Annotated in this window: 23 protein-coding genes; 10 read left to right on the forward strand and 13 right to left on the reverse strand. The window is 65.5% G+C overall.

All coding sequences use genetic code 11. From position 1 onward, the window contains the following. The first annotated feature begins 101 nt into the window (after nt 1-101). Genes AM586_RS23270 through AM586_RS23280 form a run of 3 tightly spaced genes read left to right on the forward strand, consistent with a single transcriptional unit; the run spans nt 102 to nt 1,130 of the window. On the forward strand, nt 102-467 hold the full coding sequence (locus AM586_RS23270) for a hypothetical protein (protein ID WP_047823124.1): 366 nt from the start codon (nt 102-104) through the stop codon (nt 465-467). Next, nucleotides 467-670 carry a DUF1653 domain-containing protein gene (locus AM586_RS23275; RefSeq protein WP_047823122.1) on the forward strand — a complete coding sequence of 68 codons (204 nt, stop codon included), beginning with the start codon at nt 467-469 and terminating at the stop codon, nt 668-670. The genes AM586_RS23270 and AM586_RS23275 overlap by 1 nt, the downstream gene beginning before the upstream one ends. A gap of 7 nt (nt 671-677) precedes the next feature. Next, entirely contained in the window at nt 678-1,130 is a 453-nt protein-coding gene (locus AM586_RS23280) for a hypothetical protein (RefSeq protein ID WP_229411064.1), read from the forward strand. An 88-nt stretch (nt 1,131-1,218) separates the two neighbouring features. On the opposite strand, the gene AM586_RS23285 is transcribed toward AM586_RS23280, so the two are convergent. Continuing rightward, the gene (locus AM586_RS23285) at nt 1,219-2,715 is read right to left on the reverse strand and encodes a leucyl aminopeptidase (protein WP_047823120.1); all 1,497 of its coding nucleotides are present in this window, start codon (nt 2,713-2,715) and stop codon (nt 1,219-1,221) included. A 71-nt stretch (nt 2,716-2,786) separates the two neighbouring features. Here AM586_RS23285 and lptF point away from each other — a divergent pair, with 71 nt between their 5' ends. The 4 genes from lptF (at nt 2,787) to AM586_RS23305 (ending at nt 8,963) form a co-directional block, all read left to right on the forward strand. Then, nucleotides 2,787-3,935: an LPS export ABC transporter permease LptF gene (gene lptF, locus AM586_RS23290; protein WP_047823118.1), complete on the forward strand. Its 1,149-nt coding sequence runs from the start codon at nt 2,787-2,789 to the stop codon at nt 3,933-3,935. Continuing rightward, nucleotides 3,932-5,116 (forward strand): LPS export ABC transporter permease LptG, encoded by a 1,185-nt coding sequence (gene lptG, locus AM586_RS23295; protein ID WP_047823115.1) that lies wholly within the window; start codon nt 3,932-3,934, stop codon nt 5,114-5,116. The genes lptF and lptG overlap by 4 nt, the downstream gene beginning before the upstream one ends. A gap of 10 nt (nt 5,117-5,126) precedes the next feature. Beyond that, complete coding sequence (locus AM586_RS23300; protein ID WP_047823114.1) at nt 5,127-5,498, forward strand: sirohydrochlorin chelatase; 372 nt, start codon at nt 5,127-5,129, stop codon at nt 5,496-5,498. A 207-nt stretch (nt 5,499-5,705) separates the two neighbouring features. Next, complete coding sequence (locus AM586_RS23305; protein WP_052233353.1) at nt 5,706-8,963, forward strand: DUF4214 domain-containing protein; 3,258 nt, start codon at nt 5,706-5,708, stop codon at nt 8,961-8,963. Nucleotides 8,964-8,973: 10 nt separating this feature from the next. Here the strand turns inward: AM586_RS23305 and cobA are convergent, their stop codons facing one another. From cobA to AM586_RS23335, 6 genes are all read right to left on the reverse strand, one after another. Further along, on the reverse strand, nt 8,974-9,699 hold the full coding sequence (gene cobA / locus AM586_RS23310) for a uroporphyrinogen-III C-methyltransferase (protein WP_047823111.1): 726 nt from the start codon (nt 9,697-9,699) through the stop codon (nt 8,974-8,976). Nucleotides 9,700-9,869: 170 nt separating this feature from the next. Next, a complete protein-coding gene (locus tag AM586_RS23315; protein WP_047823109.1) occupies nt 9,870-11,204 on the reverse strand; it encodes a sulfate adenylyltransferase subunit 1 in 1,335 nt (444 codons plus the stop codon). After that, the gene (gene cysD, locus AM586_RS23320) at nt 11,204-12,154 is read right to left on the reverse strand and encodes a sulfate adenylyltransferase subunit CysD (RefSeq protein ID WP_047823107.1); all 951 of its coding nucleotides are present in this window, start codon (nt 12,152-12,154) and stop codon (nt 11,204-11,206) included. The genes AM586_RS23315 and cysD overlap by 1 nt, the downstream gene beginning before the upstream one ends. A gap of 41 nt (nt 12,155-12,195) precedes the next feature. Then, complete coding sequence (locus AM586_RS23325; RefSeq protein ID WP_047823105.1) at nt 12,196-12,912, reverse strand: phosphoadenylyl-sulfate reductase; 717 nt, start codon at nt 12,910-12,912, stop codon at nt 12,196-12,198. Between the two features lie 9 nt (nt 12,913-12,921). After that, nucleotides 12,922-13,488 (reverse strand): DUF934 domain-containing protein, encoded by a 567-nt coding sequence (locus tag AM586_RS23330; protein ID WP_047823104.1) that lies wholly within the window; start codon nt 13,486-13,488, stop codon nt 12,922-12,924. Then, entirely contained in the window at nt 13,481-15,184 is a 1,704-nt protein-coding gene (locus tag AM586_RS23335) for a nitrite/sulfite reductase (RefSeq protein ID WP_047823102.1), read from the reverse strand. The genes AM586_RS23330 and AM586_RS23335 overlap by 8 nt, the downstream gene beginning before the upstream one ends. Before the next feature lie 181 nt (nt 15,185-15,365). Between AM586_RS23335 and AM586_RS23340 the strand changes: the two genes are divergently transcribed. The 3 genes from AM586_RS23340 (at nt 15,366) to AM586_RS23350 (ending at nt 19,554) form a co-directional block, all read left to right on the forward strand. Further along, nucleotides 15,366-16,307, forward strand: a complete 942-nt coding sequence (locus AM586_RS23340; RefSeq protein WP_047823100.1) for a CysB family HTH-type transcriptional regulator — start codon at nt 15,366-15,368, stop codon at nt 16,305-16,307. A gap of 16 nt (nt 16,308-16,323) precedes the next feature. Continuing rightward, the gene (locus AM586_RS23345) at nt 16,324-16,848 is read left to right on the forward strand and encodes a hypothetical protein (protein WP_052233352.1); all 525 of its coding nucleotides are present in this window, start codon (nt 16,324-16,326) and stop codon (nt 16,846-16,848) included. Between the two features lie 267 nt (nt 16,849-17,115). Continuing rightward, the gene (locus AM586_RS23350) at nt 17,116-19,554 is read left to right on the forward strand and encodes a PAS domain-containing protein (protein ID WP_052233351.1); all 2,439 of its coding nucleotides are present in this window, start codon (nt 17,116-17,118) and stop codon (nt 19,552-19,554) included. Nucleotides 19,555-19,563: 9 nt separating this feature from the next. Here the strand turns inward: AM586_RS23350 and AM586_RS23355 are convergent, their stop codons facing one another. From AM586_RS23355 to AM586_RS23380, 6 genes are all read right to left on the reverse strand, one after another. Continuing rightward, nucleotides 19,564-19,848, reverse strand: coding sequence for a hypothetical protein (locus tag AM586_RS23355; RefSeq protein ID WP_052233361.1), 285 nt, complete (start codon nt 19,846-19,848; stop codon nt 19,564-19,566). 97 nt (nt 19,849-19,945) lie between these two features. Continuing rightward, a complete protein-coding gene (locus AM586_RS23360) occupies nt 19,946-20,818 on the reverse strand; it encodes an endonuclease/exonuclease/phosphatase family protein (protein ID WP_047823096.1) in 873 nt (290 codons plus the stop codon). 81 nt (nt 20,819-20,899) lie between these two features. Further along, the gene (locus AM586_RS23365; RefSeq protein WP_047823095.1) at nt 20,900-21,934 is read right to left on the reverse strand and encodes a porin; all 1,035 of its coding nucleotides are present in this window, start codon (nt 21,932-21,934) and stop codon (nt 20,900-20,902) included. An 87-nt stretch (nt 21,935-22,021) separates the two neighbouring features. Continuing rightward, nucleotides 22,022-23,176: a PAS domain-containing sensor histidine kinase gene (locus AM586_RS23370; RefSeq protein WP_082439494.1), complete on the reverse strand. Its 1,155-nt coding sequence runs from the start codon at nt 23,174-23,176 to the stop codon at nt 22,022-22,024. Between the two features lie 75 nt (nt 23,177-23,251). Next, entirely contained in the window at nt 23,252-24,031 is a 780-nt protein-coding gene (locus AM586_RS23375) for a LytTR family DNA-binding domain-containing protein (protein ID WP_047823093.1), read from the reverse strand. A 57-nt stretch (nt 24,032-24,088) separates the two neighbouring features. Further along, a complete protein-coding gene (locus AM586_RS23380; RefSeq protein ID WP_047823192.1) occupies nt 24,089-25,477 on the reverse strand; it encodes a sensor histidine kinase in 1,389 nt (462 codons plus the stop codon). Nucleotides 25,478-25,599: the final 122 nt, after the last annotated feature.

Consider the following 25,599-nt stretch of genomic DNA (forward strand, 5'->3'; position numbering starts at 1 on the left):
TAGGGTTGCCTGGGTCGGACTTCAACGTCGGCCGGTGGCAGGTGTGTAACGATCGCGGATCCGCAAGCAGGATTTGCACACAGCTTTTATAAAGGACAGCAATGCGTCAAGCATTCGAAGCATGGGCCCAACGCGATGGCCACATTGTCCGGCGCCGTGAGGACAAGCCGGAAGAGTACCTGGTGTACGAAACCCAGCGCCGCTGGCTGATCTGGCAGGCCGCACTGGCGCATGGCGCCAAGACCGTCGAGGTGCAGCAGGTCCAGCAGGCGCAGAAGTTCGCGCCGAGCGAGGACAAGGTTCCGGTCATGCTGGCCGACGAGGCCGCGGTGCGCAACCGCGTGCTGAACGAGGTGCTGGACGCCTTCAGCGAGCTCGACGAGAACGCCGGTGTCGAAGGCATCGTCCGGGTCATCCAGAACCTGAAGAAAAAGAGCCAGAGCCGGCAGGTCGAAGAACAGGCCTGATGCGCTACCGCCACTACAAGGGCGGGGTGTACGAGCTGGTCTGCGAGGCCGTGATCGAGGCGGACCACACCCCGGTGATCGTCTACCGGGGCGAGGACGGCAGGACCTGGGTCCGGCCGAAGGACGCCTTTTTCGAAACGGTCGAGGTCGACGGCGCGTGTGTGCCGCGCTTTGCGCTCATGTCCGCGCCTGCGCTGCCGTAAACAGCGCATGAACCGATTCTTTTCTCTATCTGCACTGATGCTGTGCCTTGGCCTGGCCGGCTGCGTCGGCAGCGGCGGCATCGACGGCATCAACAGCGCCAGGGCCGCCGAGCAGCAGGTCGAAGTGCATGCCATTCTCGACCACCGCGAAGTCGCCGGCGTCGGCTGCCTGCTGGAGAACGATGCCGGACGCTGGTTCGTGCTCGCGCCCGGACGCGTGACGGTCACCCGTAGCAGCCAGCCGCTGGCCGTCAGCTGCAAGCGCGAGGGCGTCGGCAGCGCCGACGAATCATGGAACGCGCACCACCAGTCCGGCCCCCTGGTCGGCAAGATCCTGTTCAGCGCGGGCTTGCGCAACTACCTCCAGGACGGCTACGCCTACGCGACTGTCCTGACCGTGGACATGCGCCCGGCCAGGACGGGCGAGGGCGGCGCCGACCCCGGCACGCCGGTCTATTGATAACGGTCCAACGAAATAAACACCGATAAAAAAAGGACGCTTCGTGAAGCGTCCTTTTTTGCATCAGGCTAGGTTCGCACGCGCCGGTTTAAACCCGGTTCAACAGGAAGGTCGTCAGCAGCGGCACCGGACGGCCGGTCGCGCCCTTGGACGCGCCCGACTTCCAGGCGGTGCCGGCGATGTCCAGGTGGGCCCAGGCGTAGTTGCGGGTGAAGTTTTCCAGGAATGCGGCCGCGGTGCACGACGCGCCGCCCGGGCTGCCGATGTTGGCCAGGTCGGCGAAGTTCGACTTCAGCTGCTCGTTGTACTGCTCGCCGATCGGCAGGCGCCACGCGGTGTCGCCGGTCTGCTTGCCGGCGTCCATCAGTTCGTCGGCCAGGGCGTTGTGCTGGTCGTCGTGGCGGGTGAACAGGCCCGAATTATGGTGGCCCAGCGCGACGATGCAGGCGCCGGTCAGGGTCGCGATGTCGACCACGGCGGCCGGCTTGAAGCGCTCGGCGTAGGTCAGGGCGTCGGCCAGCACCAGGCGGCCTTCGGCATCGGTATTCAGGATCTCGATGGTGGTGCCGTTCATCGCGGTGACGATGTCGCCCGGCTTGGTGGCGCGGCCAGAGGGCATGTTCTCGCAGGCGGCGACGATGCCGACCACGTTCAGCTTGATGCCCATCTCGCCGATCGCGCGGAAGGTGCCGAGCACCGAGCCGGCGCCGCACATGTCGTACTTCATCTCGTCCATGCCGGGGCCCGGCTTCAGCGAGATGCCGCCGGTGTCGAAGGTGATGCCCTTGCCGACCAGGACCACCGGCGCCTCGTTCTTCCTGCCGCCGTTGTGCTTCAGGACGATGAACTTCGGCGCTTCCTCGCTGCCGCGGGTGACGGACAGGAAGCTGCCCATCTTCAGGGCTTCGAGCTGCTTGCGCTCCAGGACTTCGATGTCGAAGCCGTAGTCGGCGGCCAGCCGCTTCGCGGTGTTCGCCAAGTACGTTGGAGTGCAGACATTCGGGGACAGGTTGCCCAGTTCCTTGGTCAGGTTCATGCCGTTGGCGATCGCCTGGGCCTGGGCCAGCACGGCCTTGAGCTGCGGGGTCGCTTGCGGGACGGCGAGGGCCAGCTTGCGCACGCCGGCCGGCGCCGGGTCCTTCTTGCTCTTTTGCCCGTCGGTGCGGAATTCGGCTTCGTTGGCCGCTACCACGATGCTGCGGATGGCCCATGCCAGGTCGCGCTCTTTCACATTCTCCAGCGGGAATGCGATAATGGCATCCTGTGCACCCAGGGTGGAGAAGGTCTTCAGGGCTGCCGTGACGGCGCCGGTGAAGCTCTTCTCGCTCACGGCTTCCTCGGCGCCCATGCCCACCAGCAGCACGCGGGCGGCGTTCACGCCGGCCACGCCGCGCAGCAGGAGGGTGGTGCCGGCCTTGCCGGAGATATCACCCGACTTGACGGCGGCAGCGATCTCGCCGTTCAGGTCGAGGGCTTTGGCCGCCTCCGACAGTTTCTTGTTTTCGAACACTGCGACTGCGATGCAGCCCGATTTGGCTGCAGTCAGCGTGTTTTTTGTGTCGAATGCTTTTATGCTAAAGTCCATTGGGTTCTCCGTTTGTCTATTCGAGGCCGTGACATCGGTGTTACTGCCTAACCTGCAATTATAACTATCGAATGATTTTCCGACGCGCCCTACAGCGTGAATTGGCCAGCGTCGCCGGCGCAACCTTCACCGTCCTGTTTTCCATTCTCGTCACCTGGACCCTGATCACCATCCTCGGCCGGGCCGCAGGAGGCAAGGTCGCGTCCAGCGATGTGCTTGCCCTGATCGCTTTTGCGGTGCTGAATTATCTGCCAACTATCCTGATCCTCACCAGCTTTATTTCCGTCCTGGTGGTCATCACGCGCAGCTACCGCGATTCCGAGATGGTGGTCTGGTTCGCCTCCGGCCAGTCGCTCACGCGCTGGATCGCGCCGGTGCTGATCTTCGGATTGCCGGTCGTGACCCTGGTGGGGATCATTTCGCTGGTCGGCATCCCCTGGGCCCAGCTCAAGAGCAACGAGTTCACCGAGCGCTTCGAGAAGCGCGAAGACCTTCAGCGCGTGGCGCCGGGCCAGTTCCGCGAATCGGCGGCCGCCGACCGCGTGTTCTTCGTCGAGAGTTCGGCCGCGCGCTCCACCACCGTGGTGCAGAACGTGTTCGTGAATACCATCGACAATGGCGTGAACACCACCGTGGTTGCCAAGGAAGGCCAGATCGAACCTGACGGCAAGGGCGGGCAATACCTGGTGCTGAAAAATGGCCGGCGCTACCAGGGCACGCCCGGCAAGCCGGATTTCCAGTCGATGGAATTCGAGCGCTACCGGATGCGGGTCGCGACCCAGGCCCCGGTGATGGGCGAGTTCAAGGTCGAAGGCCTGTCCACGGCGGCCCTGCTGGCCATGCCCAAGAACCAGTATGCGGACGCCGAACTGCAGTACCGCATCACCTGGCCGATCATGTGCGTGGTGCTGATGCTGCTGGCGATTCCGCTCGGCTTCGTGAATCCGCGCGCCGGCGCCTCGTCCAACCTGATCCTGGCGCTGCTGATCTTCTTCACCTACCTGAACCTGACCAAGGCCGCCGAAGCGGCCGTCAAGCAGGCCAAGATCGGCTTCGGCGTCGCCTGGTGGCCGCTGCATGCGCTGGTGCTGCTGGCCGCGCTGCTGCTGTTCGCCTGGCGCCTGAACATCCACCACCGCTGGCACCCGGTGCTGCTGGCGAACGCCTGGAAGCGCCGCCGCCTGCTGCAAAGCGCCAGCGTGAAGGAGGGCGCGAAATGAAGATCCTGCAGCGCTACTTCTTCGTCAACATCGCCCAGGCGGTGGCCTTCGTGCTGGTCGCCTTCCTGGCCCTGGCCGCCTTCATGGACCTGACCGGCGAGCTGCCCTCGGTGGGCAAGGGCGGCTACATGATCCAGCACGCGCTGCTCTACGTGCTGATGCTGGTGCCCGGTAACATGTACCGCGTGATGCCGATCGCCGCGCTGATCGGCACCATCTACACCATGGCGCAGTTCGCCCAGACCTCGGAATTCACGATCATGCGCGCATCCTCGATGTCGACACGCATGGTGGCCTGGATGCTGTTCAAGATCGGCATCGTGTTCGTCATCATCACCTTCATCTTCGGCGAACTGATCACGCCGCGCACGGCGCCGCTGGCCGAGCGCCTGCGCCTGTCCGCCAAGGGCGCGACGGTGTCGGCCGAATTCCGCTCCGGGATGTGGACCAAGGACACCATCCACGCCGGCGGCCAGAAAGGCCCGGTGACCGGGTCGCGCTTCTTCAACGCGCGCCAGATCCTCCCGGACGGCCAGCTGGCCGACGTGCGCCTGTACGAGTTCGACAACAGCATGCGCATGCGCTCCTTGATCACGGCCGCCAGCGCCGTCTTCGGCGGCAACCACACCTGGCGCCTGCAGAACGTCACCGAGACCCAGTTCACCAACAGCCGCAGCCTGCCGGCGCCCGGCGCGCCGCTGCCGAACGGCCGGAGCATCCAGAACAGCTTCGGCCAGGAGACCTCCGCCGTCAGCACCCGCAAGCTGCCGACCCTCGACCTGGAGTCGGAGATCACGCCGAAGATCCTGGCGGTGTCGCGCTCGGATCCGGAGCGCATGTCGGCCAACGAGCTGGCGGTCTACACGCGTCACCTGGCCGAGAACCGCCAGGAGACGGAGCGCTTCAAGATCGCGTTCTGGCGCAAGCTGATCGGCCCGCTGTCGATCTTCGTGCTGATGGCGCTGGCGCTGCCCTTCGGCTACCTGCAGGTACGCAGCGGCGGGGTCAGCTTCAAGCTCTTCATCGGCATCATGATCGGCGTGAGCTTCCTGCTTATCGATAACCTGTTCTCGCACATCGGCATGCTGTCGACCTGGCCGCCTTTCATGACGGCGGCCGCACCCAGCGTGCTGTTCCTGCTGCTTGCACTCGGCGCCCTGCGCTGGGTCGAGCGGCATTGAGGAGCTGATCATGCACCGCGCCCTGATCCTGTTCGCCCACGGCGCCCGCGCAGCGACCTGGGCGCTGCCTTTCCAGCGCCTGCGCGAAGTCACCGCGCAGCAGCGGCCCGACGTCGCCGTCTCGCTGGCCTTCCTCGAGCTGATGACGCCCAGCCTGCCGGACGAAGTGGCGGCGCTGGCCGCGCGCGGCGTGCGTGAGGTTACCGTCGTCCCGATCTTCCTGGGGCAGGGCGGCCACCTGCTGCGCGACCTGCCGAAACTGGTCGACGAGGTGCGTGCCGCCCATCCGGATATCGCCTTCTCGACCGTGCCGGCGGTAGGCGAAGACCCGGGCGTGCTGGCGGCGATGGCGGCCTATTGCGTGGCCGCGCTGCCTGCTTGAATCGGCTATTCTGTTTGTTAACTCAGTTGTTGCCGATGTAATTATTTTTGCCAACTGGGTTATTTGCTGGCCAAGATTTTGTTGCTTCCAGGCGATATTCTCGCAGGGTAATCAATTTCCTGGTTGCATTTATATTTTCCGTAGGGAATCATAGTCCTTGTCGGCCCGCCACCCGCGCGCGCGGCCGTTCCTCGACGATCGATTCCCATGACTACCCCCTCGAACACCATCTACGTCCGCCCGAACTGGGGCAGCACCACCTGGACCTATGCCGGCACGAGCATGCCGACGGGCGCATCGTCGGCGGCGGTGACCGCGGTCGCCTTCGACGTCGACAGCACCCTCGGCCAGCAGCTGGCGCGCGGCCAGCTGCAGTACAGTTTCGATAACGGGAAGACCTGGAACGGCTATACGGCGCCGGTCGACGGCCAGGGCGCCTATGTGCAGGCGACCGGCACGCTGTGGCGCTTCCTCGACCGCAGCGCCGACGTGATGACGCCGAACGTGTTCAGCGCCCACTACAAGCTGGCGGACGGCAGCGTGGTCTCGCAGGACAACACCGTCATCGTCGACAATCCGCCGGCCGGCCTGAGCGGCGAGAACGACACCATGTTCTCGACCATGCAGGCGGGCGCCGTGGTCGATCTGCTGTCCCCGATCGACAGCGGCGCGATGACGGGCGGACGCTGGGTGATCGACAGCCAGTCGCAGCCCGGCCTGTTCTCGATCGCCTACAACCCGGCGACCGACACTGCCGCGCGCCTGGTGCTGAAGGACGCCGCCCAGCTGCCGGCGCTCGGCCTGTCGGCGGTGGTGACCGTGCACTATTACGACCGCTACCAGCTCGACACCAACGGCAATCCGATCGCGGGCCAGGGCGTCGCCCGCACCCTGGGCTATACCGTGCAGGACGGCCTCACCCACGACCTGCCTGGCTTCGGCGACGACCTGAAGCTCGGCGCCGCCGGCAATGCCTGGACCGCCAATCCCTCGCTGGCCGCGCTGTCGAACGGCGGCTTCGTCGCCGCCTGGCAGGGCAGCGACACGATTGCGGGCGGTGCGGGCGCCGGTCTGTGGGCCCAGCTGCGCGACGCCAGCGGCGCCGCGACCGGCGCAGCCTTTGCGCTGACCCCGGATGGCGACGCCGGCATCGAGGGCGAGCCGGCGGTGGCGGCGCTGTCGGGCGGCCGCTTCGTGGTCGCTTATTCGGTCAACGACGGCGCCGCGCATCGCATCGCCTACCGCGTGGTGGAAGCGAACGGCCGCGCCGGGGCCGAACACCTGCTCGACGGCGGCGCCAGCGGCGATGCCGCCATGCCCACCGTGGCCACCCTGGCCGACGGCAGCTTCGCCATCGGCTGGCGCAGCGGCGGCGCGGTCCACGTGCAGCAGGCGGCCGCCGACGGCACGGTCCTCGGCTCGCAGCAGGTCTACGGCGTGCTGTCCTCGGCCTTCAGCCCGAGCCTCGCGGCGCTGAAGCAGGGCGGCTATCTGGTGTCCTGGGGCGAGATCAACGACGGCAACGTCTATGCCGCCACCAGTGCCGGCGGCCAGGCCTTTGTCGTCAACGGCGACGGCTACGCGGCCAGCCTGGCGACCGCGGCCCCGTTGCCGCACGTCGCCACGCTCGCGAACGGCAACGTCGTGGTCGCCTGGGACAGCTACGTCAACGCGCCTTTCGGCTTCTCGATGTCCGACATTTTCTTCCGGGTCTACGACAGCGCGGGCCACGCGCTGGGCGGCCCGATGCAGGCCAACCTGGAGTCCGGCGGCGGGCACTACGACGCCGCGGTGACGGCCCTGTCCGACGGCAGCTTCGTCGTCGCCTGGCAGTCGGACACCGGCGACTACGACGGCAGCGGCATCTTCGGCCGCCGCTTCGGCGCGGACGGCAGCGCAGTCGACCAGCAAGAATTCGAGATCAACCAGATGCGCGCCGGCGACCAAACCAGCCCGGACGTGGTGGCGCTGGCGAATGGCGGTTTCGCCGCGGCCTGGGTCGACAGCCAGGCGGCCGGGGTGGCGGTCGAAGCGCGGGTGTTTGCCTCGGCCAGCGCCTCGGCGTCCGGCATCGGTACTACGCCAGTGCGGGACGGCTCCCAAGGCAGCAGTTCAGGTAACAGCACTACGCCACCGCTGCCGATCGTGACCGCACCGGTGGCGACCGCCCCTGTGGTGACGACGCCGGTGGTCACAGCACCCAGTGTATCCGTCACGCCGGTCGTGATGGCCCCGGGTACACCGGCATCGACGGGCGGCGCGATCGCGGCGCAAGCACTGGCAACGGCAGGCAACAACGTGCTGGCGGCCAGCAGCGGCGGCGGTGTCCTTGATGGCAAGGATGGCATGGACACGGTCGTTTTCGGCAAGCTGCGCGCCAACTACACAATCACCAGCGACGGCGTCGGCGTATCGCTAGTCGACCTCGCCAGCGGCAGCAAGACCGTGCTGGCCAATGTCGAGCGCCTGCAGTTCGGCGACCAGAGCATCGCCCTGGATATCCACGGCAACGCCGGCGAAACCTTTCGTCTCTACCAGGCGGCCTTCAATCGCACCCCGGACAAATCCGGTCTGGGCTTCTGGATCAATGCGATGGATGACGGTCATTCCCTGCTGGACGTGGCGACCAGCTTCGTCAACAGCAGCGAATTCGCGCAGAAGTACGGTACTACGAGCGACGCCCAGTTTGTCGACGCCTTGTACCAGAACGTGCTGCACCGCGCCCCGGATGCGGCCGGCTACGGTTTCTGGCTGCAGGCCCTGCACGGAACCTCGCGCGCCCAGGTCCTGGTCAATTTCAGCGAAAGCACGGAGAACCAGACCCAGGTCCTTGGCGCAATCAGCAACGGCATCAGCTACACGCCGGCCAGGACGGGCACCGGCGGCAATGACGTGATGGCCGCCATCGGCGGCGCCCAGATGGATGGCGGCAGCGGCGTCGACACAGTGGTCTTCGGCGGGGCCAAGGACGGCTACACGGTCACCAGCGACGGCGTCGGCGTGTCGGTGGTCGACCTCGGCAGCGGCAGCAAGACCGTGCTGGCCAATGTCGAGCGCCTGCAGTTCGGCGACCGTAGCATCGCCCTGGATATCCACGGCAACGCCGGCGAAACCTTTCGTCTCTACCAGGCGGCCTTCAACCGCACCCCGGACAAATCCGGTCTGGGCTTCTGGATGAATGCGATGGATGACGGCCATTCGCTGCTGGACGTGGCGACCAGCTTCGTCAACAGCAGCGAATTCGCGCAGAAGTACGGCACTACGAGCGACGCCCAGTTTGTCGACGCCTTGTACCAGAACGTGCTGCACCGCGCCCCGGATGCGGCCGGCTACGATTTCTGGCTGCAGGCCCTGCACGGAACCTCGCGCGCCCAGCTCTTGGTCGATTTCAGCGAAAGCACGGAAAACCAGGCCCAGATCATCGGCATGATCCAGAACGGTATCGAGTACACGCCGGTGGCCTGAGACCGCCGGTTCAGGCGTCGGGCGCCTGGTGGGTGCGGCGCTGCAGGGCTTCGCCGATCATCACCAGCACCGGGCCGCTGGCCGTGCCGAGCCCGTGCGCCAGGTCGGCCAGGGTCAGGCGCAGGATGCGCTGGTCGGGGCGGCTGCAGTTTTCGATCACGACCACCGGCAGCCCGGGCCGGCGTCCCAGCGCCAGCAGGCGCTCGGCGGTGGCGGCTGCTTCGCGTCCGCCCATGTACTGCACCATGGTGTCGGTTGCGGGCAGGGCTGCGTGCTCTGGCTCGTCCGGAGCAGTGCTGGAGGTGAAGAAGGCGACGCTGCGCGCCACGCCGCGCTTGGTGAGCGGCTGCTTCGTCGCGGCGGCGGCGGCCACGGCGGTGGTGATGCCGGGGACGATGTCGACCTCGATGCCGGCTTCTTCGAGCGCGCGCAATTCCTCGTCGGCGCGCCCGAACAGCATCGGGTCGCCGCCCTTCAGGCGCACCACCACCTGATAGCGCCGGGCGCAATCGACCAGTTGTTCGTTGATGAGGGTTTGCGCGGTGGAGCGCTGGCCGGAACGCTTGCCGACCGAGATCTTCTCGGCCCGCGCGCACAGCGCCAGCATCTCGGGCGTGACGAGAGCGTCGTAGAGCACGACGTCGGCCTGCGCCAGCAGGCGCGCGCCGCGCACGGTGATGAGGTCAGCCGCGCCGGGACCGGCTCCGATTAAATACACTTTTCCCAGCCCAGCCATACTTTCCTTCATTTCTTAGCACAGACGCGACGTATCGGGGCATCGAGAAACCGTCGCGAGCGGCCGCAGATTTGGCCGAGAAGCGCAGCCGTACTTCGGTACGGCCGGTCCGCCGTAGCGGAGCATCGCAGGCCGAATCTGCAACGCGCAGCAGGTTTATCGAGCCCCCCTCAGATGCGAATCATACCGGCTGCTACGGTCTGATGGGTGACTTCATCGATCAGGATGAAAGCACCGGTCGCGCGAATGTCCTCGTAGGCGTCGGCGGCCAGCGGCTGCTGCACGGCGATTTCGATGCGGGCGATGTCGTTCAGCTTCAGGCCTTCCGCAGCATGGCGCTGCTGGGTGTTCACGTCCAGGATCGAATCGATCGCCTTCACCTTGGCCATGGTCTGGCGGGTGCCGTGCTTGATCCAGTACTTGCGGCGCACGTCGAGCGGCTCGTCGGCCATCCAGCAGACGTCGGCCTTGACCTGTTTGAGCAGGGTGGCCGGCTGCGAGGCGCCGGCCAGCACGTCGCCGCGCGAGATGTCGACGTACTCGTTCAGCAGCAGGGTGACCGACTGGCCGGCCACCGCGCTCTGCAGGGAACCGTCGAAAGTCTGGATTTCCTTGACCGTGGTCTCGACGCCGGAAGGCTGCACCACCAGCTTGTCGCCGACCGACACCTTGCCCGACTCGATGCGGCCCATGTAGCCGCGGAAGTCGTTGGCCTCGTGGCCGTTGTGGCGCGCCACCAGCTGCACCGGGAAGCGGAACGGGGCGTCGTGCGCTTCGTCGTAGACGCTGATCGATTCCAGCAGCTCGATCAGGGTCGGGCCTTCGTACCACGCCATGTTGTCGGTCTTCTCGACGACGTTGTCGCCGGCCAGGGCCGACAGCGGGATCGCGGTGATGTCCTGCAGGCCGAGGCTCTTCGCGAACTCGGTGTAGGCGCCGACGATGCGGTCGTAGACGCTGCGGTCGTAGTTCACCAGGTCCATCTTGTTGACGGCGACGATCACATGCTCGATCTGCAGCAGCTTGGCGATGGTCGAGTGGCGCTTCGTTTGCGTCAGCAGCTCCACGCTGCCGTCGTCGTTCAGCTTCACCTTCGAGACGTCCACCAGGATGATCACGGCGTCCGCGGTCGAGGCGCCGGTCACCATGTTACGGGTGTACTGCTCGTGGCCGGGCGTGTCGGCGATGATGAACTTGCGCTTCGGCGTGGCGAAGTAACGGTAGGCGACGTCGATCGTGATGCCCTGTTCGCGCTCGGCTTCGAGGCCGTCGGTCAGCAGGGACAGGTCGATGGTGTCGCCCACGGTGCGCTTGTGCTTCGAGCGCGACACGGCTGCCAGCTGGTCGGCGAAGATGCCCTTGCTGTCGTACAGCAGGCGGCCGATCAGGGTGCTCTTGCCGTCGTCGACGGAGCCGGCGGTGATGAAGCGCAGCAGCGAAGCCTGGCCGGACTGGTCGGCCTGGTGATTGAGGTCGGTGCTGGTGGTGACGGTGCGGGCGTTCATCAGAAATATCCTTGTTTCTTGCGTTTTTCCATCGACGCTTCCGAGGTCTGGTCGTCCATGCGGGTCGCGCCGCGCTCGGTGATCTGGGTGATCGCGGTTTCGGCGATGATGTCGTCCGGCGTCGAGGCGGTCGAGGCCACCGGGCAGGTGCAGGAGATGTCGCCGACGGTGCGGAAGCGCACGACCTGGGTCTCGACCTGCTCGCCTTCGCGGGCCGGGGTCAGCGGGGTCAGCGGCACCAGCAGGCCGTTGCGCGGGATCACCTGGCGCTCGTGCGCATAGTAGATCGGGGGCAGGGCCAGCTTCTCGCGGGCGATGTACTGCCAGACGTCGAGCTCGGTCCAGTTCGAGATCGGGAACACGCGCATGTTCTCGCCCGGGTGCACGCGGGTGTTATACAGGTCCCACAGTTCGGGGCGCTGGGCCTTCGGGTCCCACTGGCCGAATTCGTCGCGGAAGGAGAAGATGCGCTCCTTGGCGCGCGCCTTTTCCTCGTCGCGGCGGGCGCCGCCGATGCAGGCGTCGAAGCCGTATTCGGCGATGGTTTCCAGCAGCGTGACGGCCTGGGCCGCGTTGCGCGAATCGGTTTGCGGGTTACGCAGGCGCACCGTGCCCTTCCTGATCGATTCCTCGACCGAGCCGACGATCAGGCGTTCGCCCAGTTCGGCGGCGCGCGCGTCGCGGAAGGCGATCACTTCGTCGAAGTTGTGGCCGGTGTCGATGTGCACCAGCGGGAAGGGGAATTTGCCGGGGCGGAAAGCCTTCTCGGCCAGGCGCAGCAGCACCACGGAGTCCTTGCCGCCCGAGAACAGCAGGGCCGGATTCGCGCACTCGGCCGCGACTTCGCGCAGGATGTGGATCGCTTCCGATTCGAGGGCGTCGAGGTGGCGCGAGTTCACGTCAAAATTCGCGTCGCCGAGCGCGCCTGGGGTATCAGTAAAAGTCGTCATGATGGCTGTGCCTGTCAATGTCTTGTGTTCGTCCGCGCCGTTCAGGCGGCCACGGATTTGATGCGGATAAGTTTGCCGTCGACCAGGTGCAGGCCGCATTCCTTGGATTCCGGGTTTTCCCACCACCAGCGGCCGGCGCGGATGTCCTCGCCCGGCTGGATCGCCCGGGTGCAGGGCTCGCAGCCGATCGAGGGATAGCCGCGCTCGTGCAGGCTGTTGTAGGGCACGTCGTTGGCGCGGATGTATTCCCAGACGTCCTGCTCGGACCAGTCGGCCAGCGGATTGAACTTGGCCATGCCGTGCGCGGCGTCGTCTTCCTGCACGGCCAGTTCGGCGCGGGTGGTCGACTGGGCGCGGCGCTGGCCGGTGATCCAGGCCTTCTTGCCGGACAGGGCGCGGCCGAGCGGCTCGACCTTGCGCACGCGGCAGCATTCCTTGCGCATCTCGACGCTGTCGTAGAAGGCATTCAGGCCGTTCTGCGTCACGTACTGCTCGACCAGTTCCGGTTGCGGCCGGAACAGTGCGATCTCGGTGCCGTAGTGGGCCTTGACCTTGTCCAGCACGTCCAGCGTTTCCTTGTGCAGGCGGCCGGTTTCCAGCGAAAAGATGCCGATCGGCAGGGCAGCCTTCAGGATCAGGTCGGTCAGGACCATGTCCTCGGCCGCCAGGCTGGAAGCGAACACGGCCGGCGAATGATCGCGCGCGATGCGCTCCAGGATGCCGCGGGTTTCTTCTGTCCGCAGGTGCAGGTCGCTCATGATCTTTCCTTAGATACCCGCGCCGACGTCGCTGTGTTCCAGCGGCACGTCGCGCTTTACGCGGCGGAACAGCGGCAGCGGTTGATCGCTTGACGCCTGGTAGGTTTCCGAGAAGACGGTCAGGCCCTTCAGTGCGTCCTGGATCGAACGGTCCTGGCGCGTCGCATAGGCGTCGAAGCCGCAGCGATGCATCTGGAACAACTGGTCGCGCAGCACGTCGCCGATCGCGCGCAGCTCGCCGGTGTAGCCCAGGCGCTTGCGCAGGTTGAAGGCGATCGAATAGCCGCGGCCATCCGTGAACTTCGGGAAGTCGACGGCGATCACGCCGAACTTGTCCAGCTCGTCCTGGACGGCCGATGCCAGTTCGTCGGGGGCGAACCACAGGCCGATCTCGCCGGCGCGCTGCACCAGTTCGTCGCGCCGGGCCTGCCAGACCTTCAGCGGGACGATGACTTTGCCGGCCGGGATCTCGACCGTTTCCGGGGTCTCCCCCTCGTCGAGGCGCAGGACGCGCCAGTCGTCGGCGACGACCGCGCGGCCCTTGATGATCTGTTCGTGGTGCTGCAGCTTAGGCATATTGGTCTTCTCCGACTGCCAGTTCGCCCGCCGGGATCGGCGTGGCATACACATGTTCCTTGAACGGGTTGACCCCGAGGCGCTGGGTGACGTCGACGAAGCGCTCGCCGTCGACGCGCTCGCGCAGGTAGACGTCGAGCAGGCGCTGCACGACTTCCGGCATCTGCGAGGCCGAGAACGAGGGGCCGATGATCTTGCCGAGGGCGGCTTCATTGCCCTGGGCGCCGCCGATCGACACCTGGTACCACTCGGAACCGTCCTTGTCGACGCCCAGGATGCCGATATGGCCGACGTGGTGGTGGCCGCAGGCATTGATGCAGCCGGAGATGTTCAGTTCGATGTCGCCGATGTCGTGCTGGAAGTCGATGTCATCGAAGCGCTGGGCGATGGCGGCGGCGATCGGGATCGATTTCGCGTTCGCCAGCGAGCAGTAGTCGCCGCCCGGGCAGGCGATGATGTCGGTCAGCAGGCCGATGTTCGGCGTCGCCAGGCCCTTGGCCTTGGCCAGCTGCCAGATCTCGAACAGCTTCGACTGCTCGACGTCGGCCAGCACCAGGTTCTGCTCGTGGGTCACGCGCAGTTCGCCGAAGCTGTACTTGTCGGCCAGGTCGGCCACGAAATCCATCTGCTCGGCGGTGGCGTCGCCCGGCGGCACGCCGGTCTTCTTCAGCGACAGCACGACCGAGGCGTAGCCCGCCATCTTGTGCGGCTTGACGTTGCGCTGCAGCCAGTTGCCGAAGGCCTTGTTGTCTTCCGCATCTTTCCCGCCAGCGGCGCGCGGATCGATATTTTCCAGCGCGGCATACGGCGGCGGCGTGAAGTAGGCGGCGACGCGGTCCAGTTCTTCGCGGGTCAGGGTTTCCGGGCCGTCCTTCAGGTCGGCGAATTCCTGTTCGACCAGGCGCGCGAATTCTTCCGCGCCCACGGCTTTCACCAGGATCTTGATGCGGGCCTTGTACTTGTTGTCGCGGCGGCCGAACTGGTTGTACACGCGCATGACCGCCTCGAGGTAGGTCAGCAGGTCCTGCCAGGGCACGAACTCGTTGATCGTGCTGCCGATGATCGGGGTACGGCCGAGGCCGCCGCCAACCATGAACTTGAAGCCGACGTCGCCGGCCGCGTTGCGCACGGCGGTCAGGCCGATGTCGTGCACGGCGATCGCGGCGCGGTCCTGGACGGCACCGTTGACCGCGATCTTGAACTTACGGGGCAGGGCGATGAATTCCGGGTGGAAGGTACTCCACTGGCGGATGAGCTCGCAGAACGGGCGCGGATCGATGATCTCGTCCGCGGCCACGCCGGCGAACTGGTCGGTCGTGGTGTTGCGGATGCAGTTGCCCGAGGTCTGGATCGCGTGCATTTCCACCGAAGCCAGGTCGGTCAGGATGTCCGGGGTCTGCTCCAGCTCGATCCAGTTGAACTGGATGTTCTGGCGCGTCGTGAAGTGGCCGTAGCCGCGGTCGTAGGTGCGGGCGATGTGCGCGAACATGCGCAGCTGCTTGGTCGAGAGCAGGCCGTAGGGCACCGCGATGCGCAGCATGTAGGCATGGCGCTGCATGTACAGGCCGTTCTGCAGGCGCAGCGGCAGGAATTCTTCTTCGGTCAGCTCGTCGTTGAGGCGGCGCTGCACCTGGTCGCGGTACTGGGCGATGCGCTCACGTACGATGAGATGGTCGTATTGGTCGTAACGGTACATTTTTTCCGATCCTCGAATGGCCATCGACGCTGGGTGCGCGGACAGGCCCGGTAGACTATGCGCAATCTTAATAAAACGGCGTCTTATTCCAAACTACTGAGAATTTATTTGCTTATATGAGCCAGTGGCATAAGCATGCTTGTAAAATGCGTATCAGGCTTCTATCAATACAAAAAGGGCAATGAACCTACATCAATTACGCTTTGTGCGCGAAGCGGTCCGCCAGAACTTCAACCTGACCGACGCCGCCAAGGCGCTGTTTACGTCCCAGCCCGGCGTCTCGAAGGCCATCATCGAGCTCGAGGACGAGCTCGGGGTCGACATCTTTACCCGTCACGGCAAGCGCATCCGCGGCCTGACCGAGCCGGGCCGGCTGGTGCTGGAGTCCGTCGAGCTGATCATGCAGGAGATCGAGAGCCTGAAGCGGATCGGCAAGGAATACGCGGCCCAGGACAGCGGCAGCTTCATCATCGCCACAACCCATACCCAGGCCCGCTACATGCTGCCGAAGGTGGTGCAGGCTTTCATGCTGAAGTTCCCCAAGGTGCGGCTGTCGCTGCTGCAGGGCAATCCGCGCCAGATCGCGGAAATGGTCAAGAACGACCAGGCGGATCTCGCCATCGCCACCGAATCGATCGCCGCCGTCGACGGCCTGATCACGCTGCCGTGCTACCAGTGGGAACACGTGCTGGTGGTGCCGCACGAACATGCGCTGACGCGCTCGAAGGCGATTTCGCTGGAAGAGATCGCCGGCTATCCCCTGATCACGTATGATGCCGCCTTCGCCGGCCGCAGCAAGATCGACCACGCCTTCGAACTGCGCAACCTGAAGCCCGACGTGCTGCTGGAAGCGATCGATGCCGACGTCATCAAGACCTATGTCGAGTTGGGCATGGGCGTGGGCATCATCGCCGGCATGGCCTTCGATCCGGAACGCGACCGCAATCTGCGTGCGATTCCCGTGGGCCAGCTGTTCGGGATGAATGTCTCGCGCGTGGCGGTGAAGCAGGGCGCTTACCTGCGCAGCTACATTTATACTTTCATCGAGCTGCTCGCGCCGACGCTCAACCGCAAGATGGTCGAGTCGGCGATGCGCGGGACGGCCGACAATTACGAGTTGTAAACCCGAGTTGCAAATCATGAATCACGACCATCAAGACGATTACGAAGACTACGAGGACGAGGACCTCGACGGCGACGACATCTCCGACCGCGACGCGGACCTGGAGGACGTGCGCGAGCAGGTCGCCCAACTGACCGCCGGGCACGAGGTGCTGACGCTGACCGCCGCAGACGGCGTGGTGCCCGCGATTCCCGACGGCGCCGCCGGCTATGGCGCGGTGGTGGCGGAATTCTGCTGGTCGCGCCTGAAGCGCGAGGAGCAGGATGCCTTCCTGGCCAGCGTGAAGAAGGCCGCGGCGAAGAATGCGCTGCTGGTGCTGCTGGACGAGGTGTACGTCGAAGGCACCAGCAATCCGGTCGCGCGCACCGATGCGCAGGGCAATACCTACGAGATGGTGACGACCGACGAAGGCAAGCGCGTCGAGCGCCCCATGAGCTATCCGACCGACAGCGCGCTGCGCAAGCGCCTGGCGAATGCGGCGAAGGAGATCCGGGTCGCGCGCTGGGAGTATTTCTGGGTGCTGACCTGCAGGCTGAAATAAGCGCCGGCCTGTCGGGATAAACCGTCGATTCGTCGGCGGTTTTTTATTGCGCTATCTGTTGGGTGCAAGGGCCGGGCAAGGCCAGGAGATGTGCGAGCCGGTTTCCCTGGGATCGGGCAGCGTGACGTCTTCCACACTTATCTGTCAGTAAGTACAATATCCTTATAACTGGTGCAGTCCTTGGACGTGTTGGCATTTGTATCGAATCTCCTGACCCAGCAACCTGTGCGAATCGCTCCTGCGCCGTCGCTATATTGAGCCATACCGATGATCGACCTTCCCGACCAGCCGCACCTGCGCGGTGGTGGCGCTATGGGCGCACTGATCCGTTGCCACGACTGGTCGACCACGCCGCTTGGCGCAGTGGAATCATGGCCTCTGTCCCTGAAGACGGCCGTGAGCCTGATCCTGCGCGCGCAGCAGCCCATGTTCATCGGCTGGGGACCACGCTACATCTCGCTCTACAACGACGGTTACATTCCGATCCTCGGCGACAAGCATCCCGATGCGCTCGGCCATCCGATGGCCGAGGTATGGAGCGAGATCTGGGACGAATTACGGCCGCTGAACGAGGCCGTCATGCGCGGCGAGGCGCTGTCATTCGACAACAAGCCGTTCCAGTTGGCCGGCCGCGAAACCTCCGGACCGCACTATTTCAGCTTCACCTACACGCCCTTGCTGGATGACGGCGGGCAGGTCGCGGGCATCTTCTGCGTGGCGATCGAAACCACCTCGACGGTGACGCTCGCGGACAAGGCACGCGCCGCGAGCGCGGCGCAGCAGGCCCTGGCCGAGAGCGAAGAACGCCTGCGCCTGGCCACCGCCGCTTCCGAGATCGCGTTCTGGGACGTGAACGTTCTCGATGGCAGCCTGATCTGGCAACCGGGGCTGCGCACCATGTTCGGCATCTCGACCGATGAAGCGCTGTCGCTGGACGACTTCTTCGCGGGCCTGCATCCGGACGACCGGGCGACAGTGGCCCGCGCATTCGCGGCGGCCTGCGATCCGCAGCGGCGCGAGCTGTACAACGTCGAGTACCGCACCGTGGGACGCGACGACGGCCGGGTTCGCTGGATTGCGGCCAAGGGACGCGGACTATTCGACGACGCCGGCCGCTGTGTGCGCGCCAACGGCACGGCCATGGACATCACCAGCCGCAAGACCGCCGAACTGGCGATGGAGATGGCGCTGGAGGCCAGCCACACCGGCACCTTCCACTGGGATATCCAGGACAACCGGCTCACCTGGGACGACGCGCTCGACCGCCTGTTCGGCCTGCGCCCAGGGGAGGCAGTGCGTAGCCTCGACCAATTCATCGCCCTGGTTCATCCGGACGACCGTGCCGAGGTTATTCGCCGCTGCGAGCGCTGCCGCGATGCCGGTGACGATTTCGAGATGGAATTCCGGGTGGTGTACCCGGATGGTTCGGTGCACTGGCTGTACGATCGCGGCCGGACCCTCCTTGACCAGGCGGGCCGTGCGAAGACAATGACCGGCGCTTGTGTCGACATTACCAACTACGTACGCACACGCGAGGCGCTCAAGCTTGCCGATCGCCAGAAGGACGACTTCCTGGCCACGCTCGCGCACGAGTTGCGCAACCCGCTCGCACCTTTGCGCACCGGGCTGCACCTGCTGCAGAACATCAAAAGCGAGCTGCCGAGCCAGGCGAAGCTGGTGCTGAACATCATGCAACGCCAGCTCGATCACATGGTGCACCTGGTCGACGACCTGCTCGACATCGCCCGCATCCGGCAGGGCAAGATCCTGCTGCGGCAGGATCCGCTTTCGCTGCAATCGGTACTCGAACAGGCGCTGGAGGGCACGCAGGCCCTGCTCGACGCGCAGGGCCATGAAGTCATTCTGGACCATGTGGATCCGGCGCTGCGGGTCACCGGCGACCCGACACGGCTGGTACAGGTGGTGGGTAACCTGCTTAACAACGCGGCGAAGTACACGCCACGCGGAGGACGCGTGTCGCTGCGGGGTGGCGAGGCCACGCAGCCGGACATGCTGCTCATCGAGGTGGCGGACACGGGCATCGGCATCCCGCCCGACATGCTCGAGCACGTTTTCAACCGGTTCACGCAGGTGCCGCAGCACCTGGACCACGCGCAGGGCGGACTGGGCATCGGCCTGAGCGTCGTCAAGAGCCTGGTCGAGATGCACGGTGGCCGCGTCGCCGCCGAGAGCGCCGGCCCGGGCGCCGGCAGCCTGTTCCGCATCTGGCTGCCGCGTGCGGACGCACCGGAGCCGGTCGAGGTCGCATCGCCTTCGAGTCCGGGCAGCACCGGGCGCCACCGCGTGCTGGTCGTCGACGACAACCGCGATGCGGCCGAGACCATGGCCATGGTGCTGGACATGAGCGGCCACGAGGTATTCCTCGCGCACGACGGGCAGACGGCGGTCGAGATGGTAAAGCGGCATGATCCAGAGGTGGTGTTCCTCGACATCGGCATGCCGGGCATGAATGGCTACGAGACAGCCTCCCTGTTACGGACCTTGCCGGGCGCGCAGGCCCGCATGCTGGTGGCGCTCACCGGCTGGGGCAGCGAGGCCGATCAGGCGCGCAGCCTCGCGGCGGGTTTCGACATCCACCTGACCAAGCCAGTCGACATCGACAAAGTCCACCGCGTGCTGTCGGCGAAGTTCAGCCAGGAGCCTCGCGCTTCGACTGCGAGTGCTTTGCTTCAGGCGTCCATCTGACTGTGCCGCTCAAGCCCGGCGCCGCGGGCGCCCGGCATACGCGCGCCCAAAACCGTCGAGGACCTGCGCGGGCAGCATTTTTACCATGCCGTGCAGAAGCAGCGGCACGAGCACGAGCTCATCGACGGCGCCGAGCACGGGCAGGGCGAAATTCGCCGGCTCGACGGCAAACAGTCCCAGGACAGCCAGCCCCGGCAACAACCAGGCCGGACGGCTTTCATGCCGGATAGCGAACCATAGCAGGCGCAGGTCCTGGCCGGCGACCATGCGCCACAATGCAAAGATGCGTTTCAAGGCGTTCTCCTCCATGGTTCGAGATGTATCGTGACCCTACATGGGTCACTCAAGCCCGAACTCAATAGAGAAATGAACAACCAGCGCAAATCGCCGTCTACTTGAACACGACGCGTGCCACGACCGGAAAATGGTCCGAGGGATAGCGCTGGTCGAGCGAGTCGCTCAAGGCCGCATACTTGAGCACATCGAAATGCCGGTCGACGAACACATAGTCGATCCGCTCGCTCGGCGCCTGATCGAAACGGAAGCCGTTGAACGTGCCATCCGGCCCATACGGCGGCGCCTTGCTGAGACGGCGGCTATCCCCCATCGCCTTCGCTATCGTCTGCATCTGCACCGTCTCCGGGGTCGAATTGAAGTCGCCCACGCAAATGGCCGGTTCGCCGCGGGCGATCTCGGTGATCTTCCTCAGCATCAGATCGGCCGAGGCGCGCCGCGCGACTTCCCCTTCGTGGTCAAAATGCACCGAGAAGACGAACAGCACGCGCGAACTGCCGCGCTCGCGCAGGCGCGCCCATGACGCGAGACGGTGGCAGCAGCGGGCATCCCAGCCGAAGGAGGGGCGGTCGGGCGTTTCGCTGAGCCAGAAATCGCCCTTGCCCAGCAGCGCGAAGCGGCTCCTGCGAAAGAAGATCGCGGAATGCTCGCCGGCGTCCTTGCCGTCGTCGCGGCCGACGCCGACATGTTCGAATTCTTCCATCTGCGCCAGGTCGGCGATCTGGTCGGCATAGCCTTCCTGCGTGCCGAAGATATCGAAGCCGTGATAGCGGATCAGCGCCTTGACCATGTCCTTGCGGGCGGGCCAGGCGTTGGGGCCATCGTCGGCGTGGCTATTGCGCAGGTTATAGGTGGCGACGTTGATCGGCGCCGGCGATGGGGGCGCCGCCGATGCGGCCGGCGTCCACGTCGTGCACAGCAGGATCGCACACGCAAGCAGGAGCGCGAGAGGTGAAAGGATTGTTCGCATATGGCGAGTTAATCACATTCACCTGTCCTTGTTGCGAAATCGGCGCGAAAAGCGCCGCAGTTTACGGTGTTTTGTAAACGCTTAGAAGGTGTGGCGCAGACCCAGCGAGAACACATCCGGATCCGCGCCCAGGCTGGTCGCGGCCGGGGCGATCGTGATCGAGGACGAGCTCAGGCCGAACACGGCGTTGCTGTTGTTGTCCAGGCTGGCGTAGCTGGCGTACAGGTTGGTGCGCTTCGACAGCGAGTAGGTGTAGGCCAGCGCCCAGCTGTTGCCCTTGGCGACGCCCTGTTTCTGCTGCTGGTAGTTGGCGTACACGCGGTGCTGGCCGAAGGGCATCGAGCCGCCCAGATTGACTTGCTTGTACTTGGCGGCCGTGCCTTCGCGGTCGGCTTCCATCCAGTTGCCCTTGATCTCGAAGCCGCCCAGCTGGTCGAACTTGTAGGCGGCGCCGATCGCCGATTCCTTGTCCTTGCCGGCCGCCACGCGGTTGATCTCGTGGTAAGCCGCGCCCGCGTACAGGTTGCCCAGTGCATATTCGACGCCGACGCCCTTCAGGTCGCCCGACGGGGTGTTGGCGGTGGTGACTTCGCCAGCCGAGTAAGCGGCCAGCACCTTCAGGCCATACCACGACGGCGACTTGTAGTTGACCGAGTTGGCCAGGCGGCGGGTCAGGCGGTTGCTGGTGAAGGCCGACAGGTTGCTGCCGTAGAAGCCCTGGCCGAAGGCGTCGGTGGCGCCGGCGATGGCGGCGATCGGCGAGTATTCGCGGCCCAGGGTCAGGCTGCCGAAGCCGCCTTCCAGACCGACCACGGCGCGGCGGCCGAACAGGGCGGAGTCGCCGGCGCCGGTGTCGATCGAGGTGCCTGCTTCGAGGTTGAAGATCGCTTTCAGGCCATTGCCCAGGTCTTCGGTGCCGCGGAAGCCGAAGCGGCTGCTCGACTGGTTACCCGAGTTGACCACGGTGGTGCGGCCGTCCGGACCGCCCACGTCCTGGGACGAGATGGCGGCGTCGAGGACACCGTACAGTTGCACGTTGGTCTGGGCGCTGGCTACCAGCGGGGTGACGGCGATGGCGGAAACAGCGGCGGCGGCGGCCAGGCGTTTGACTTGCATTCGAAACTCTCCAATAAGATGTGAAACAGATCATGAAACGAGCTGCATCTTATTGAAGAGATATGTCCTCTTCATGACAAAGAGAAACTACACCAGGTGCGCGTGCACCGGCAGAACGATGTCGATCCGGGTGCCGGGCGGCTCGTCGGCGCTGACGCTGATTTCGCCGTGCATGGCCCAGACCCGCTCGCGCATGCCGATCAGGCCCAGCGACTCGGCCTTTTCCATGTCTTCTGGACGGATGCCGCGGCCGTCGTCGCGGATCGTGACCAGCAGCTCGCTGTTCGAGCGGAACAGGGTCATGGTCACGCTGCTGGCCTGGGCATGGCGGGCGATATTCGTCAGCGCCTCCTGCACGATGCGGAAGATCGCGGTGCTGGCCGCATCGTCCAGGCGCAGCTCGGCCTCGTCGGCCAGCAGGGTGCAGGGGATGTTGTAGCGCTCGACGAAATCGTCGCACAGGCCTTTCAGGGCGAAATACAGGCCGCCCTCGTCGAGGGCGCGCGGGCGCAGGTTGGTGGCGATGCGGCGCAGCGAGGTGATTGCCGTCAGCAGGTTCTGCTCCATGCCGCGCATCAGGTGCAGGCTGTCGTCCGGAATGCCGTCGGTCTGTTGCAGCAGGGTCAGGTCCATGCGCAGCGAGGCCAGGATCTGCCCGAGGTCGTCGTGCAGCTCGCGCGCGATGTGGGTGCGCTCTTCTTCGCGGATGGTCTGCAGGGCGGCCGACAGCTGGCGCAACTGGTCATGCGAGCGGGTCAGCTTGTCCTGCACCCGCTGGCGCTCCGAGACGTCGCGCATGATGATGGTGTAGAAGGACGCGCCGTCGTTGCCGCGCGAGATCGAACCCTCGACGGGAAAGCGCTGGCCGTCGGCGCGCAGGCCGGTCACGGCATAGTCGGTGGCGCGGCGCCCGGCGCGGCCGCTGCCGGCGCGGAAGTAGTCGAGCGGCTCCTCGGCATCGGCGGCGCCCTCGGCCGACTCGACCCAGCGCGTCAGCGGGCTGCCGACCATCGCCTCGACGGTGGTGCCGAACAGCACGGCGGCGGCCGGGTTGGCCATGACGATCCGGTAGTCGCCGTCGGCGGAGACGATGGCGTCGTTGGCGTCGTTGACGATCTTGCGGCTGGCCGGCACGGTGTCGGAATCTCCGGGGGACTGGCGGCCCAGCCGGCGGCCGGCCGCGAGCCCGATCAGGAAGCAGGTCGCGGCCCTGGCAGTCGAGCGAAGGCGCTGTCGTTTCATGGATGCCTATGAAAAACGGCCCGCAGGGCGGGCTCGGCATCTACCTTACGCGGCAGGGCTCGGGTGTGGCTTGATTTACATCTGTTTGAACAAATGCAGGAAGCTGCGGCTGACTTCGAGCTTGTCCGGACGGCCCTTGATGAGCACAAGGTGACGGCCGCGGATGTCGCGCGTCACGCCTTCGATCGCGTTGACGTTGACCAGGGTCGCGCGGTGGATCTGCCAGAACAGCGAGGGGTCGAGCTCATCGGCCAGGTCGCGCACCGGCTTCCTGATGAGGGCTTCGAACTTCTCGGTCTGCACGCAGGTGTACTTTTCGTCGGAGCGGAAGAACAGGATCTCCTCGACCGGGATCATGCGCAGGTCCTGGCCGATGCTGGCCTGGATCCATTGCAGGTACTTCGGCTTCGGCGCGGCGATCTTCTCGGCCAGCTGCGACAGCATGGCGGTGACGGTATCGCTGACGTTGGCGCTGGCGGATGCCTGGCCGCCCGGCGTCGACAGGCGCTCCTTCAGGCGTTCGACCGTGATCTGCAGGCGCTCCGGCTCGGGCGGTTTCAGCACGTAGTCGACCGCGCCGCGCTCGAACGCCTCGACCGCGTACTGGTCGTAGGCGGTGACGAACACGATCTGGCTGGCGCCGCCGATGTCGCGCGCCGCTTCCATCCCGGTCTTGCCAGGCATGCGGATGTCGAGGAAGGTCAGGTCCGGCTTCAGCGCGGACACCAGTTGCACGGCTTCGTCGCCGTTCTTGGCCTCGCCGACGATCTCGAGTTCCGGCCATACCTGGGACAGGCGGGTACGGAGCAGATCGCGCATCAGTCTTTCGTCATCGGCAATGATTGCGGTAGGCATGGCAAAAAGGATAAGTGGAAGAGTGACGATTATTCAACGAAATCGGCCGCAGGGCAATCATTTAGACGCCAGTTGATAAGGCACCTCGATGGTCGCGATCACGCCGCTCGGGATGTTGGCGGCGATGTGCAGCTGCCCGGCTTCGCCGTGCAGCAGCTTGAGGCGTTCGCGGATGTTCGACAGCCCCAGGCCCGTGCCCTTGCTCGGCATCACGCCGAAGCCGACGCCATTGTCGGCCACGGTGACGCGCAGCTTGCTGTCGGCGATCTCGGCCTTCACTGCCAGGTGGCCGCCCTCGGGCTTGCACTCCAGGCCGTGCTTGATCGCGTTCTCGACCATCGACTGCAGCATCATCGGCGGGAAGGCCGCGCTGCGCAGGCCTTCCGGCACCTGCAGGTCGACCGTCAGGCGTTCCTCCATGCGCATCTTCAGCAGATCGAGGTAGGAGGTGACCATGTCGACTTCGCGGCCGAGGCTGGTGGTGAGATTGGCGTCGCGCATCTGCGGGATCACGGCGCGCAGGTACTGGATCAGGGTGCGCTGCATGGCCGAGGCGCGCGGCGGGTCGGTCTCGATCAGGTGTTCGACCGAGGCCAGGGTGTTGAACAGGAAGTGCGGCTCGACCTGGGCCTGCATGGCCGCCATCCGGGCTTCCGACAGCTGGCGCTGCATCGATTCGCGTTCGGCGACCGCGGTGGCGCTCTGCATCTCCGCTTCGGCGCGCTTCTTTCCACCCATCAGGGCCTTGGTGCCGAACAGCGCCATCACCAGTAGCCAGACGAAGCTGGTGAACCAGGTCGAGGCCTGCTTGTGGTAGCTGCGGGCCTTGGCTTCGGCGGCGTCGTCGACGGCCGCCTCGATCGCATCGGACAATTCTTCGCCGATCTGCGGCGGCAGGTCGATGTGGACTTCATCGCCGTTCCCGCGGATCAGCTTGGAACCCGGATGGGCGGCGTTGCCCTTGCCGCGCAGCGCCGGCGGCTGCGGCGGCAGGGGCGGGACAGCCGCGCCGGCGGCCTTGCCGGCTTCCTCCGCGTTGGCGCCGGCTTCCTCGGCATTCTTGCCGGCCTCGACAGCAGCCTTGCTGGCGTCTTCGGCATGCTTGAGCGCGTTCTCGGCGATCCTGCCGGCGGCATCGGCCGCCTTGTCCTGCTTTTCGTCGTTGCCGCGGCGCTTGACGCGCGGGTTGATGTGGATGCCGCTGTCGTCGATCATGATGGCCGGCTCGGCCTTGCGCGTATTGCGTTCCGTGCGCGTGATTTCTTCCTCGCCGCCGGAGAACAGCTCGTCCTGCAGGATCTTCCCGGCAACCAGCATCAGCGCGGCAAACAGGAAAAACTTCCACCACGACAGTTGCGTCACCCAGGTCGCAACCGCGTCGAACGCGTGAACCAGCCACGACAGGGTATTGGAAAAATATTGCTGGGTCGAACGCCGGGTCTGCATGGAGCTCTTCTTGTTCAAACGGTAATCGAATCGACGAGTGTAACTGCTGGCTCGATAAGCCAGCGGAAAAACCCGTTCTGCCTCCCAGCGTGACTGTTGGGATGTTGCAACTTTAATTCCCG

This window comes from Massilia sp. WG5 (assembly GCF_001412595.2).
In the GTDB taxonomy this organism is placed as follows: Bacteria; Pseudomonadota; Gammaproteobacteria; order Burkholderiales; family Burkholderiaceae_D; genus Telluria.